12 protein-coding genes are annotated in these 13,120 nt (G+C 63.9%); 8 read left to right on the top strand and 4 right to left on the bottom strand.

The annotated features are described in order from the left end of the window. Positions 1-3: 3 nt before the first annotated feature. The 6 genes from HX801_RS11245 to msrA all read left to right on the top strand — a co-directional run bounded on the left by HX801_RS11245 (position 4) and on the right by msrA (position 5,764). On the top strand, positions 4-768 hold the full coding sequence (locus HX801_RS11245; protein ID WP_023658742.1) for an amino acid ABC transporter ATP-binding protein: 765 nt from the start codon (positions 4-6) through the stop codon (positions 766-768). Between the two features lie 74 nt (positions 769-842). Continuing rightward, complete coding sequence (locus HX801_RS11240; RefSeq protein ID WP_177022102.1) at positions 843-1,682, top strand: transporter substrate-binding domain-containing protein; 840 nt, start codon at positions 843-845, stop codon at positions 1,680-1,682. An 83-nt stretch (positions 1,683-1,765) separates the two neighbouring features. Continuing rightward, entirely contained in the window at positions 1,766-3,073 is a 1,308-nt protein-coding gene (locus tag HX801_RS11235) for an FAD-binding oxidoreductase (protein WP_177022101.1), read from the top strand. A gap of 27 nt (positions 3,074-3,100) precedes the next feature. After that, positions 3,101-3,571: an Lrp/AsnC family transcriptional regulator gene (locus tag HX801_RS11230; RefSeq protein ID WP_003215617.1), complete on the top strand. Its 471-nt coding sequence runs from the start codon at positions 3,101-3,103 to the stop codon at positions 3,569-3,571. Between the two features lie 202 nt (positions 3,572-3,773). Continuing rightward, positions 3,774-5,261 (top strand): MFS transporter, encoded by a 1,488-nt coding sequence (locus HX801_RS11225; RefSeq protein ID WP_177022100.1) that lies wholly within the window; start codon positions 3,774-3,776, stop codon positions 5,259-5,261. Further along, positions 5,258-5,764 carry a peptide-methionine (S)-S-oxide reductase MsrA gene (gene msrA / locus HX801_RS11220; protein ID WP_102605137.1) on the top strand — a complete coding sequence of 169 codons (507 nt, stop codon included), beginning with the start codon at positions 5,258-5,260 and terminating at the stop codon, positions 5,762-5,764. The genes HX801_RS11225 and msrA overlap by 4 nt, the downstream gene beginning before the upstream one ends. Positions 5,765-5,903: 139 nt before the next feature. Here msrA and HX801_RS11215 read toward each other — a convergent pair whose 3' ends face one another. The 4 genes from HX801_RS11215 to HX801_RS11200 form a co-directional block, all read right to left on the bottom strand. Beyond that, positions 5,904-7,247 (bottom strand): cytochrome c, encoded by a 1,344-nt coding sequence (locus tag HX801_RS11215; protein WP_003215611.1) that lies wholly within the window; start codon positions 7,245-7,247, stop codon positions 5,904-5,906. Between the two features lie 17 nt (positions 7,248-7,264). Then, positions 7,265-9,517: a xanthine dehydrogenase family protein molybdopterin-binding subunit gene (locus HX801_RS11210; RefSeq protein WP_177022099.1), complete on the bottom strand. Its 2,253-nt coding sequence runs from the start codon at positions 9,515-9,517 to the stop codon at positions 7,265-7,267. Beyond that, complete coding sequence (locus HX801_RS11205; protein ID WP_003215609.1) at positions 9,517-9,972, bottom strand: (2Fe-2S)-binding protein; 456 nt, start codon at positions 9,970-9,972, stop codon at positions 9,517-9,519. Before HX801_RS11205 ends, HX801_RS11210 begins: the two co-directional genes overlap by 1 nt. A 250-nt stretch (positions 9,973-10,222) precedes the next feature. Then, entirely contained in the window at positions 10,223-11,116 is an 894-nt protein-coding gene (locus HX801_RS11200) for a LysR family transcriptional regulator (protein ID WP_177022098.1), read from the bottom strand. A gap of 94 nt (positions 11,117-11,210) precedes the next feature. Here HX801_RS11200 and HX801_RS11195 point away from each other — a divergent pair, with 94 nt between their 5' ends. Together HX801_RS11195 and HX801_RS11190 are read left to right on the top strand one after the other, a co-directional pair. Then, positions 11,211-12,395, top strand: a complete 1,185-nt coding sequence (locus tag HX801_RS11195) for an MFS transporter (RefSeq protein WP_177022097.1) — start codon at positions 11,211-11,213, stop codon at positions 12,393-12,395. Between the two features lie 185 nt (positions 12,396-12,580). Further along, complete coding sequence (locus HX801_RS11190; protein ID WP_102605921.1) at positions 12,581-13,102, top strand: helix-turn-helix domain-containing protein; 522 nt, start codon at positions 12,581-12,583, stop codon at positions 13,100-13,102. Positions 13,103-13,120: the final 18 nt, after the last annotated feature.

Here is a 13,120-nt window from a genome sequence, read left to right as displayed (position 1 = left end):
ACGATGAATCAGCCCTCAATAGTCCCTGCTCCATACCCTGCAATATCGATCCAGGACATGCATAAATGGTATGGCGATTTTTATGTGCTCAAGGGCATCGACCTGCACATTGCCAGCGGTGAAATCGTGGTGGTCTGCGGGCCGTCGGGCTCCGGCAAGTCCACGTTGATTCGCTGCCTGAACCTGCTGGAAGACTTCCAGAAAGGCCACGTGTTCATCGAGGGCACCGAGTTGACCCGTGATGCCGCCTGCGTGGCGGGCATACGGCGCCAGGTCGGCATGGTGTTCCAGCAGTTCAACCTGTTCCCGCACATGACGGTGCTGGAGAACCTCATGGTGGGACCGCGCCTGGTGAGCAAGCTCAGCGAGCCCCAGGCCCGCGAGCTGGCCTATGAATACCTGGACCGGGTGCGCATCGGGAACCAGGCCGACAAATACCCCAGCCAGCTCTCGGGCGGCCAGCAGCAGCGCGTCGCCATTGCCCGGGCCTTGTGCATGCGCCCGCGCATCATGCTGTTCGACGAGCCCACGTCGGCCCTTGACCCCGAGATGGTCAAGGAAGTGCTGGACGTGATGGGCGAACTGGCCCAGGACGGCATCACCATGGTCTGCGTCACCCACGAGATGGGATTCGCCCGGCGGGTGGCCGACCGGATCATCTTCATGGACCAGGGCTGCATCATCGAGCAAGCCAAACCCACCGAGTTTTTTGACAACCCGCAGCACGAGCGTGCCCGGGAATTCCTGTCGCAGATTCTCAGCCACTGAGCAGCACCATCGAACCTTGCGAAGTCACCGATAAAAACAACAGGCACCGCACTCAAGATACTGGAGGCTTACCCATGATCTCGTTCACTCGCTTCTTCACCGCAGCCGCTGTCGCCACCGCCCTCACCAGCCTCACAGGCGCGGCCTGGGCGGGCTCGACCCTCGACCGCATCCATGAAACCAAGGTGATCAAGGTGGCCACCTCGGCCAACTGGCCACCGCAATCGTTCCTGGGCCCGGACAATAAGCTGCAAGGCTTCGATATCGACGTCGCCAGCGAAATCGGCAAACGCCTGGGCAGCAAAGTCGACTTCGTGACGCCCGAATACGGGATCATCACCGCCGGGCGCTGGTCGAGCCGCTGGGACCTGTCGGTCGGCTCCATGACGCCTACCACCGAGCGCACCCGGGTGCTCGACTTCCCCGCGATCTACTACTACACGCCGTATGTATTCGCGGTGCACAAGGACGCGGCCGAGACCAAAGTGGCGGACCTGAACGGCAAGATCATCGGCGTCGAAGCCGGTACGACTTCGGAGGACTATATCAACCGCCGCCTGAAGATCGACGCCGCCGATGTGCCGCCGTTCACTTACGAAGTCACCCCCGGCGAGGTTCGCACGTACGGCGACAGCATGGGCCCGCTGGATGACCTGCGCATGGGGAACGGGGTGCGCCTGAACGCAACCCTGTCCGCCCTGCCCACCATCGTCGCCGCCGTCAAGAATGGCTACCCCATCGTCAGGGTGGAAGGCAAACCCGCCTACTACGAACCCCTGGCCATCGCCGTGGACAAGGGCGATGAAGCGTTCAACAGCGCGCTGACCAAGATCGTCGCCGACATGAAAGCCGACGGCACGCTCAAGCAATTGTCAGAGAAATGGTACGGCGCCGACCTCACCCAGGTGCAGTAAAAACCCCCACAGGCCGTACAGGCGCCCCGTCCTCGACGCGGCGCGCTGTATGCCTGCGCCGCGAAAAAAGGACGACCGACTTCATGTACACCTATAACAACAATTACTACACCGCCACGATGCGCGACACGACTGAACGCCAGGCGCTGTGTGGCAACGCCCGGGCCGATGTGTGCGTGATCGGCGCCGGGCTGGCGGGGCTGAGCACGGCGTGGGAACTGGTCTCCCGCGGGCAGTCGGTGGTGCTGCTGGATGCCGGTCGCGTGGCCTGGGGAGCGTCGGGACGCAACGGTGGCTTCGTGCTCCAGGGCTGGTCCGAAGGGTTGGCCGCCATCGAGCGACGCTGCGGCAAACCGACGGCCGCCGCGCTGTTCAACCTGTCGCTTGAAGGCGTCGAAATTGTTCGGGGCATGATCGCCGGTCATCAGTTGCCCGGCTGCACGCCAACCCCCGGAAAACTGAGTGTGGTGCGCTACGAAGATGGCGACAACCTGCAGCGCGTGCGGGACAAAATGGCCGCGGATTTCGACTTTCACCTCGACTACCTGGATCGCCAGGCGGTGCGCGAAAAGCTCAAGACCGAGCGGTATTTCCAGGCGCTGCGCGACAACCATGGCTTTCACTTCCACCCCTTGAACTATTGCCTCGGCCTGGCCCGACTGATCGAGCAAAGTGGTGGCAAAATCCATGAACGCTCGCCCATGACCGCCGTCGAAAGCCGCAACGGGCGACACCGGGTCATCACCGATCAGGGCACTGTCGATTGTGCCCACGTGGTGTACTGCTGCGGCGGCTATGGGGGGCCTGAGTTCGGCAAATTACGCCGCGCCTTCCTGCCCATCGCGACCTATGCAGTGCTGACCGAGCACCTGGGCGATCGCCTGGCCGAGGCGGTCTGTACCTCCGATGCCGTGGGCGATAACCGCCGGGCCTCGGACTATTACCGCATCGTCGAGGGCGACCGCCTGCTCTGGGGCGGCCGCATTACCACGCGCAACCTGCAGGATGAGAAACGCCTGGGGCAATTGCTGACGCAGGATATCCTCGACGTTTATCCGCAATTGCGCGGCATCAGGATCGACAAGGCCTGGTCCGGGTTGATGGGTTATGCGCGGCACAAGATGCCGCACATTGGCCCGCTGGGGCAGGGATTGTGGGCGTGTACATCATTTGGTGGCCATGGTATGAACACCGCGCCGATCGGCGCACGCGTCATCGCCGAGGCGATCTGCGGCGAAACCGATCGCTACCGCCTGTTCGATGCCTACGGCCTGGAATGGAATGGCGGCCCCCTGGGCCCGGCGGCCGCACAAACGGTTTACGCCGGCCTGAAAATGATGGATATGTTTCAGGAAAAGCGCTCGCAACACAGGGCGACTCATAAAAACTGAACCCCAGCGAGGGTCAAGGACGTGTCCATGGATACGCAGAATCCCGGTCCACTGTTTAACCTCACCGACAAGGACAGGCAATTGCTTGGCCTGCTGCAAGCCAACGCACGCGAACCCACCGCGTCATTGGCCCGCAAGCTCGGGGTCTCGCGCTCTGCGGTGCAGGAGCGGATTACCCGCCTGGAAAAGGCCGGCGTCATCACCGGCTACAGCGTGCGCATCGACCAGGACCGACTTCAGCAGACGGTGACCTGCTTTACCATGACCTCCTGCACCAACAAGAGCTACACCGATGTGATGACCTCGCTGCGCAGGATGGAAGCGGTGCAGGCCGTTTACGCGGTCTCGGGAGAGTCCGATTTCATCATTCACCTGGCCACCGCCACCCTGAGCGAACTCAATGCCGAGCTCATCAGGATCAACATGATCAAAGGGGTGGCGCACACCGCTTCGCATATCGTGATGGAAACCAAGTTCAGCCGGAAACTGATGGTGTGAAGTGCTGCCGGCCGTGGGAAACCGCGCGTCTCACGCTCCCCCCTCGGCTGCCATAGCGACTCAGCCACCTGACAAGTCATTCCTTGCAAAATAATTCGCCTCAACGCAATATTAAAAGCAATTGCTTGGTTAATTACCTCAAGCCTGACGCTTATGCCCTTCGCCGGCTTCCATACCGCGAACGCATTACAAGGAATCGTTGATGCAAACCCAAGACAGCAGTTGGGGCGAGTTGCTTAGCGGCAAGAACGCCACCCGCTCCATTGCCCTTTCAGGCGGCATCGCGCTGTATGCCACCAACACCTACATCGCCACCACCATCCTGCCGTCGGTGGTGGCCGAAATCGGCGGCCTGGCGCTTTATGCGTGGAGCACCACACTGTACGTGGTGGCCTCGATCCTCGGTTCCGCCCTCACCTCCAAGCTGTTGCAACGCACCGGTCCACGGCTGGCGTATGCGCTGGCCACACTGGTGTTCATGGTAGGCGTGCTGATCTGTGCCCTGGCGCCGAACATGCCGGTGATGCTCGCGGGGCGCTCCATCCAGGGGTTGGGCGGCGGGGTCTTGCTGGCCCTGTGTTACTCGATGATCCAACTGGTGTTCGAAGAGCGCCTGTGGCCGCGCGCAATGGCACTGGTGTCGGGGATGTGGGGCGTGGCGACGCTCGTCGGGCCGGCGGTGGGTGGCGTGTTTGCCGAGATGGACGCGTGGCGCCTGGCCTTCGGCTCGATGGTGCCGGTGAGCCTGGCGTACATGGTACTCACCAGCCGCGCCCTGCCCCCACGCGACACCACGGCGACCGCTACCACCCGTTTGCCGGTGCCGCAACTGGTGCTGCTGGCGGGCGCGGTGCTGGCGGTGTGTGCCGGCAGCGTCTCGGCGCTGCCGAGCTGGAACCTGTTGGGTATCGCCACCTGCGTCGTGCTGGTGGTGCTGTTGATCCGCAAGGAGTCCAGCGCCACCGTGCGTCTTTTGCCCCGGGATGCATTGAAGTTCAGCACCCCGCTCTGCGCGCTTTATGCGACCACCTGCCTGTTGGTGATCGGCATGAGCAGCGAGATCTTCATGCCGTACTTTCTGCAGCACTTGCATGGCCAGTCGCCGCTGATCGCCGGTTACATGGCCGCGCTGATGGCGGCCGGCTGGACGGTCTCGGAAATCATCAGCTCCGGCTGGACCGGCCGCGGTCCACATCGCGCCATCATCGCGGGGCCGCTGTTTATCGTGGCGGGCTTGATGATGCTGGCGATCACTACGCCCATCGCCAGCCAGGGCGAATGGACATTGCTGGCCCCTATCTGCCTGGGGCTGTTCCTGGTGGGGTTCGGCATCGGCCTGGGTTGGCCGCACCTGCTGACGCGCATCCTGCAAGTGGCTTCGGAACAGGACAAGGACACGGCCGCTTCGTCGATCACCACCCTGCAACTGTTCGCCATGGCCATGGGCGCGGCGCTGGCGGGGGTGATCTCGAACATGGCGGGCATCAATGAAGTGGCGGGCAATGGCGGCATCGCCCATGCCGCGCGCTGGCTGTTCGCGCTGTTTACCCTGGCACCCGTGTTGGCGCTGTTGATGGCGCTGCGGGCAACGCGGACAAAGCCGATCGAAGGCGCGCCCCTCGACCTTGGAATCGTCCAACCTGCCCCCATAACTAGCGAGGTATCCAACAAGGGGAAGCACAGACCATGACCAACCCGACCGAAACCGCCCTGCTCGCCGGCGGCTGCTTCTGGGGCATGCAAGACCTGCTGCGCCGCTACCCCGGCGTGCTGCACACGCGGGTCGGCTACACCGGCGGCGATGTGCCGAATGCCACGTATCGCAACCACGGCAACCATGCCGAAGCCATCGAGATCGTCTTCGACCCGACGGTGATCACTTACCGGCAGATCCTCGAGTTCTTTTTTCAGATCCACGACCCCAGCACGCCCAACCGCCAGGGCAACGACCTGGGCCCCAGCTACCGTTCGGCGATTTATTACCTGAGCGAACAGCAACGCGACATCGCTGAAGACACCGCAGCGGATGTGGATGCCTCGGGGTTGTGGCCAGGCCGTGTCGTGACGGAAATCGAACCGGCGGGGCCGTTCTGGGAAGCGGAGCCGGAGCATCAGGATTACCTGGAGCGGATTCCGAATGGCTATACCTGCCACTTCATCCGACCCAACTGGAAACTGCCGAAACGCGGTTGAAAATGTGGGAGCGGGCTTGCTCGCGAAGGCGGTGTGTCAGTTAGCAAGTTCTTCACTGACCCACCGCCTTCGCGAGCAAGCCCGCTCCCACATAAAGCAGTTCCTACATAAAGCGCCTCCCTCACAAGGCGCATTTCCCTCAGCGCATTTGCAGAATGATCGGGCTGCTGCTCGCCGGGCCCGTGTGCTCACGCAACTTGCCCACCGCCTTGGCATCCACCGCCCCACCCTGATTGCCCCAGGTGCCGCGCACAAACGTCAGCACTTCAGCAATCTCCTGGTCCGACAACTGCTCACGGAACGCCGGCATGCGATAAGCGTCCGCCACATTGGCCGCCACTACGCGCTGCGAGCCATTGAGGGTGATGTTGATCGCCGAGGCGTCCTCCTTGGCCAGTGCGGAAGTGGCGCCCGCCAGCGGCGGCATCCAGTCCGGTTGCCCTTTGCCTTCCAGCCCGTGGCACGAGGCGCAGCGGGTCACATAGGTATGCGCACCCGGCGCATCCAGGCGTTGCGCAGCCGATACCGCCTGATACTGCCAGGCCGCACCGTCGCGCTGCTCGTCGCCCGGCAACGACCGCAGATAGCGTGCAATCGCCGCCAGGTCATCGTCGCTCATGAACTGCGTGGAGTTGTTGAACGCCTCGGTCATCGAGCCATAAACCACCGCATGTTTGTTGCGACCGGTCTTGAGGAACTGCACCACTTCCGGCTCGCTCCAGCGCCCCAGGCCGGTGTTGGGATCGTCCCGCAGGCTCGGTGCGTACCAGCCGTCGAGCAAGCCACCGGCCAGGTACGGCTTGCCACTTTCATCCAGGGCCTTCTCGTTGAAGGCCAGGCCCCGTGGCGTGTGGCAACTGCCGCAATGCCCCGGGCCCTGCACGATGTAGGCGCCGCGGTTCCACAGCTCATCTTTCCCGGCCTTTGCTACGTAGGGCTTGCTGTCGGTAAACACGCCATTCCACAGCGCGATCGGCCACCGCATATTCAATGGCCACGGGATCGAACTCTTGATATTGGCCTGCTGCACCGGCGCCACGCCCTTCATGAAGAACGCGTACAGGGCGCGTACATCATCGTCGCTGAGCTTGGCATAGGACGGGTACGGCATCGCCGGATACAGGCGGCGCCCACCCGGCGCGACACCCTGGCGCACCGCGCGGTCGAAGTCGGCGAGGCTGTAGCTGCCAATGCCGGTTTCCGGGTCTGGCGTGACGTTGGTGGCGTGGATCGCCCCCAGCGGCGTGGCCATTTCCAGGCCACCGGCAAAGGGCTTGCCGTTGGGCACGCTGTGGCACGCCACACAGTCGCTGAGCCGGGCGACATACTCGCCTCGGGCGACCAGCGCCGGGTCCGTGGCGACGGGCTCGGCCCCCAGCGGCGAGACAGGCTCGCGGGTGACATACCAGGCCAGCAGGCCTGCGGCGACCAGGCACGGCAGCGCCAGCCAGCCAACGGTTCTTGCGAATCGACGGTTGTTCATAAGTGCTCAGGCCCCGGTCAGGTGAAGGAGTGGCGGCTTAACGGCATGCTGCGAACGCGCTGCCCGGTCAACGCCGCGACGGCGTTGGCCACGGCAGGCGCCACGGCGGGCAGCGGCGGTTCGCCAATACCGCCCATTTTTTCCCCGCTCTCGATCACGCGCACGTGCACCCGGGCCATCCGAGAAGGCGGCAGCACCGGGTACAAATCGTAGTTACGCGCCCGAGGCAAGCCGTCCACATACACCGCTTCCTCCAACAGCACCTGGGACAAGCCCAGCGACACCGCCCCATTCACCTGCGCCTCGACAATCGCCGGGTTGACGATGCTGCCCGGGTCGATTGCCTGCCAGATGTCGTGCACCTTGACCTGGCCGCTCTCGATCGACACCTCGGCAATCACCGCCGTCTGGGTGCCGAACGGTGACGCCATCGCCACCCCGCGTGCGCGCTTGCTGCCGTCTTCGGCAACAAACGGCCCACGTTTCCAGCCACCCGACAACTCGCCCACCGCCTTCAGCAGGGTGGTCAGCCGCTGGTTATCCCGCAACAGATGCAGGCGCAACTCGAACGGGTCCTTGCCACCCTTGTCGGCCAGTTCATCCAGGAAGGATTCGTAGAAAAAGTCATTCAGCGAATTGCCCACCGAACGCCAGTAGCCCAGCATCACCGGGCCCTTCACATAGATCTGCGCGATACGCTTGTTGGGAATCGCATAGGACTTGCCGGACAGTCCCTCAAGGGCCGTCGGGTCGAGCTTCTCGCCCTGCTTGCCCGCCAGGGCCTCGGTTGGCCCCTCCGTGGCACTCACCGCTTCAATCGCCACCGGCCAGCCGTCGCTGTCCAGCGCCCCACGGAAATTCACCGCTGCGACCGGGCGCAGCACATCCCGCAGGAATTCTTCTTCGCGGCTCCAGATCAACTTCACCGGGCGCCCCACCGCCTTGGCCAACTCGATGGCCTGCGGGTAAGGACTGGCCGAGTCATACAGGAAGTGCCGCCCGAAAAAACCACCCAACAACGGCGAATGCAGGGTAATCCGCTCCGGGGCCAGGCCGGTGCGCTTGGCGATATCGGCCAGGAACATGTCCTGCGCCTGATTCGGCAGCCAGATCTCCAGCGAACCGTCAGGGTTGAAGCGCGCCAGCGCCGAAGGCGGCTCCAACTGGGCATGGTGCAGGTACTGGTTGTGGTAAGTGGCCTCGACCCTGGTCTTGGCATTGGCCAGCGTGCCGGCCACGTCGCCCTCGTTCTCATCATCACGGGCCGGGCCGGTTTCTGCGGCCAGGCGCTTGAAATGCTCGTCGCTGGAAAAGTCCTTCGGCATCCCGCGCACCTTGGAATCAGCCGTCGGCTCCAGCCAGTCGACCTGAATCGACTCCACCGCACGCTTGGCATGCCACCAACGCTCGGCCACCACCGCCACCGCACCGGGCAGGCGATGCACCGAATGCACGCCCGGCATGGCCTTGACCTGGTCTTCATTGCGCAGGCTGCCCACGGTCATGCCGAGCCGGGGCGCATGCTGCACGGCGGCATGGAGCATGCCGTCGACCTTCATATCAATGCTGTACAGCGCCTTGCCGGTGGACTTGTCATACGCATCGAGACGCTTCACCGGCTTGCCGATCCAACGGAACTGGCTTGGGTCGCGCAGCTTCACACTGGACACATCCGGTACCGGCAGGTCCATCGCCCGCCCGGCCAACTCGCCATACGCAAGGGAACGCCCGGACGCCGCGTGTACCACCTTGCCCGGCTCGGTCGACAGCTTGCTCACCGGTACCTTCAGCGCCTGCGCCCCGGCCTCCAGCAACATGGCCCGGGCCAGCGCACCCAGCCGGCGCATCGTGGGGTAACTCATCCGCACCGACATACTGCCGCCGGTGATGCGCATGCCGTTCTCCATCACCACAAAGGCTTCACCGGGCGGGGCACACTCAACCAGGAACGTGGCCGGGTCGGCGTCCAACTCCTCGCCGACAATCTGCGCCATCGCGGTGAACGTGCCCTGGCCGCCTTCGATAAACGGGCTGAGCAAACGAATCGTGTTGTCCGGGCGAATCTCCAGGAAGGCCGGCACCTGTGTACCGCGTTCGGCCGTGGCCGCGGCGGTGGCCGCCTGCACTCGGCCAGACCCCAGCGGCAGGCCAAAACCGATCACCAGCGCGCCCACGGCCGTACTGGCCAGGAAGCGACGGCGGGACAGGTTCACCGGGTCAGTCAGCGCCGCGACCAAGGGCAGCGCAGTGGGATCAATGCGAATGTTCATCAGGCCTCTCCCTTCTGCGCAAGGTCATGCACGGCGGCATGAATGGCGTTATAGGTGCCACAGCGACAGAGGTTGACCATGGCGGCCTCGATCTGCGCATCACTGGGCTTGGGCGTGTGCTTGAGCAGCGCGGTGGCCGCCATTACCTGGCCGGATTGGCAGTAGCCGCATTGGGCGACCTGGTATTCGACCCAGGTGGCAACGACCCGCTTGCCGACGTCATCGGACTCGATGGCTTCGATGGTGGTGATTTCGCGGCCGACCACGCCGGAAACGGGCGTGACGCAGGAACGCACGACATTGCCGTCCACAAGCACCGAACACGCACCGCATTGCGCCAGGCCGCAGCCGTATTTGGTGCCGGTCATGCCCAGGTTGTCGCGGATGACCCAAAGCAGAGGCGTGTCGGGTTCGGCGTCGACTTGGTGGGTCTGCTGGTTAATTCGTAATTCCATGGCTCACCCGCTGATCATCGGTTGGTGTTGCATTTTTTAGTATTTTTAGACGGCAAGACGGGGCCTCGCCGCTGGGCATCGATGGCCCGTCTGGTTCGCGCGCGCGTGGTTTGACTAGTCTAGCGGGCGATGGGAATGACTTTAGACCCTGGTTCATCAAGGCGCTATGCAGGGGTGGGCAAGATCGCAGGATTAGGCAAGTATTCAAGAGGATTGCGTCAGGGGGAGCGGCCTGTGGTGTCAGTGGCGGTCACGCCGGGTGGTGTTCCACCAGAAAGTCGACAAATGCCCTGACCCGCGCAGGCATCGCCGCGCCGCCGACGAACACCGCGTGAATCGGCTCCTGGTCTCCGGGGTTGTACGCTTCAAGCAACGGCACCAGATCACCGCTGGCCAGGTCATCTACCACGCTGAATGCGCCAATGCGTGCGATGCCGGCACCCAGCTTGGCCAGCTGGGACAATACCTCCCCGCTGTTACCCTCGATCGTACCCGACACCTGCAGCGAAAAATCGCGCCCGTCCACGCGAAACGGCCAGTCGGGCGCTGCCCGGCGGAAGTTGAAACGCAGGCAGTTGTGGTTGAGCAAATCCTGCGGCACCTGCGGCGTGCCATGACGCGCCAGGTAGTCCGGGGAAGCGACTATGACCTCGCCGATGGAGCCGATAAGGCGAGCGGTCAAGGGGCTGTCGGCCAATTGACCGAAGCGGATTGCAACGTCCGCTTGCCCGCCCAGGATATCCACCACCTCATCCTCCAGCCGCAACTCAACCACGATGGCCGGGTAGCGCGCGCTGAACGCGGCAACCAGCGGCACGATCGACAGCCGCCCGTGTGCGAGCGCCGCGCTGACCCTCAGCCGCCCCCGTGGCGCGCCCTGGTCGGTGATCGCATCCTCGACTTCGGCCATGTCCGCCAGGATCCGCCGGGCGCCGCGCAAATACGCTTCGCCTTCGGCGGTGAGCGTGATCGCCCGGGTGGTGCGCAGCAGCAGGCGGGTGCCTATGCGCCCCTCGATGCGGGTGATGATGCGGCTGATGGATGACGGTGTGAGGCCCAGCACCCGAGCCGCCCCCGAGAGGCTGCCCTGCTCCGCGACCATGGCGAATACCGCCATCTCCCCCGACCGACCGCCTATGTCCACTTGTGATCTCCACGCAAAGCTGTAGTGCCCTGCCGAGGGCTACCGCCTGAAAAGTCGTGATTGTAGCATTTGACACAAAGATGAGGAGTCACCCATGCGTATCAATCCCCCCCTTGTAGCACTGTCCATCGGCGCCTTCGGCATCGGGGTCACCGAGTTTGCCCCCATGGGCATGTTGCCCGGGATCGCCGCCGACCTCGGTGTTTCCATTCCCGCCGCCGGGCTGCTGGTCAGCGCCTATGCCATGGGCGTGCTGATCGGCGCCCCGATCATGACCCTCGCGACAGCCAGGGTGGCGCGCCGTTATCTGCTGGTGGGCCTGATGGCCATTTTCACCCTGGGTAATCTGCTGTCCGCCCTGGCCACCGACTACCAGACCCTGATGGTCGCCCGGTTGGTGACATCGCTGAATCACGGGGCATTCTTCGGCATCGGCTCCATCGTGGCAGCGAGTGTGGTGGCGCCCGACAAACGCGCGGGGGCCGTCGCCGCGATGTTCCTCGGGCTGACCCTGGCGACCATCGGTGGCGTGCCCCTGGCAACCTGGTTCGGCGAGAACTTCGGCTGGCGTACGGCGTTCTGGGGCATCAGCGGGCTGGGGGCGTTCGTGATGGTGGCCCTGTGGTGGGCGCTACCGAATACGCCCGCTCCAAAAGGGGCAAGCCTGATGGCCGAAATCCGCGTACTGGGCCGCGGGCCGGTGCTGGCAGCGCTGGCGTTGACCGTGGTGGGGTCCAGCGCCATGTTCACGGTGTTTACCTATATCGCGCCGATTCTGCGGGATGTCACCCACGCCTCGACCAACTTCGTCACCGCAATGCTCGTGCTGTTCGGGATCGGCCTGACCCTCGGCAACGTCTGGGGCGGCAAGTCTGCGGACCGTTCGGTGGACCGCACCCTGATAACGTCGCTCGTGGTCCTGATTGCCGTGCTGCTGGCCTTCTCTGTGCTCATGCAATGGCCGCTGCCCGCCGCCTTGTCGATCCTGCTGTGGGGCGCCGCCAGCTTTGCGCTGGTACCTCCCCTGCAAATGCGCGTGATGGAAGCCGCCAAGGATGCACCCAACCTGGCCTCAGCGATGAACATCGGTGCGTTCAACTTCGGTAACGCCATCGGCGCGGCGCTGGGGGGAGCAGTGATCAACGCAGGGCTGGGCTACCCGGCCATTTCACTGGCTGGTGCGATCATGGCGGCCCTGGGTTTGCTGATGGTGCTGGGCCTCGGCTGGCGCTCGCGGCGCACAGGTTCACGTATCTGCCAGGAACCGGCGCAGGCATAAGGACAGCCGCGCTCAAACGGCCCCCCTGCACCCTCCCCTCTGAAAAGCCCCGAATCCCGGGGCTTTTTTGCGTCTGCCTGCCCGCCATCCAGCGCTGCAAAAATTTTCAACTAGTGACTTTCATTATGAAATCCACTGTGCAATATTACTTGCGTAATATTTAGCAACAGTTCCCGGAGTCCCTCATGAAGAAAGCCAGCTTCCAACCCATGTCCTGCCCGGTCGCCCGTGCCCTGGAGCACATCGGTGATGGTTGGAGCCTGTTGATCCTGCGTGATGCGTTCTACGGGCTGCGCCGTTTCGACGAGTTCCTGCAGAGCCTCGGGATCGCCTCGAACACCCTGACCCGCCGCCTGAATGCGTTGGTGGCCGGCGGCTTGCTGGAACGGCGCCCGTACCAGGACAACCCGCCGCGCCATGAGTACCACCTCACCGAAGCGGGCCGGGACTTGCGCCAGGTCATCCTCACGCTGATGGCCTGGGGCGCGCGGCATGCCGAGGGCTCGACCAAGGTGTTTCTCGCCGACGAGTCCACCGGGCGCCCGGTGGTGCTGGCGTTGATGGATGCCAACACCGGCAAACCCATCACCCGTGCGGGCCACCGCGTACATGTCAGCGCCGATGCCGAACCGCTGACCCTGTGGCGCGCACGAACCGGCCGGGCCTACGCCGAAAAAGACCAGCTGGTCAGCCCCTTCCCCCACTAATACTCAACGAGGTCATTT

Source organism: Pseudomonas sp. G1002 (assembly GCF_013385455.1).
Classification (GTDB): Bacteria; Pseudomonadota; Gammaproteobacteria; order Pseudomonadales; family Pseudomonadaceae; genus Aquipseudomonas.
The sequence above is the reverse complement of the archived record's forward strand: the minus strand, read 5'-3'. Positions and strand labels throughout refer to the sequence as shown.

Bases quoted from the DNA above. Each gene is read 5' to 3' on its own strand.
- HX801_RS11245 (WP_023658742.1), top strand. From the start codon at position 4: ATGAATCAGCCCTCAATAGTCCCTGCTCCATACCCTGCAATATCGATC.
- HX801_RS11240 (WP_177022102.1), top strand. From the start codon at position 843: ATGATCTCGTTCACTCGCTTCTTCACCGCAGCCGCTGTCGCCACCGCC.
- HX801_RS11235 (WP_177022101.1), top strand. From the start codon at position 1,766: ATGTACACCTATAACAACAATTACTACACCGCCACGATGCGCGACACG.
- HX801_RS11230 (WP_003215617.1), top strand. From the start codon at position 3,101: ATGGATACGCAGAATCCCGGTCCACTGTTTAACCTCACCGACAAGGAC.
- HX801_RS11225 (WP_177022100.1), top strand. From the start codon at position 3,774: ATGCAAACCCAAGACAGCAGTTGGGGCGAGTTGCTTAGCGGCAAGAAC.
- msrA (WP_102605137.1), top strand. From the start codon at position 5,258: ATGACCAACCCGACCGAAACCGCCCTGCTCGCCGGCGGCTGCTTCTGG.
- HX801_RS11215 (WP_003215611.1), bottom strand. From the start codon at position 7,247: ATGAACAACCGTCGATTCGCAAGAACCGTTGGCTGGCTGGCGCTGCCG.
- HX801_RS11210 (WP_177022099.1), bottom strand. From the start codon at position 9,517: ATGAACATTCGCATTGATCCCACTGCGCTGCCCTTGGTCGCGGCGCTG.
- HX801_RS11205 (WP_003215609.1), bottom strand. From the start codon at position 9,972: ATGGAATTACGAATTAACCAGCAGACCCACCAAGTCGACGCCGAACCC.
- HX801_RS11195 (WP_177022097.1), top strand. From the start codon at position 11,211: ATGCGTATCAATCCCCCCCTTGTAGCACTGTCCATCGGCGCCTTCGGC.
- HX801_RS11190 (WP_102605921.1), top strand. From the start codon at position 12,581: ATGAAGAAAGCCAGCTTCCAACCCATGTCCTGCCCGGTCGCCCGTGCC.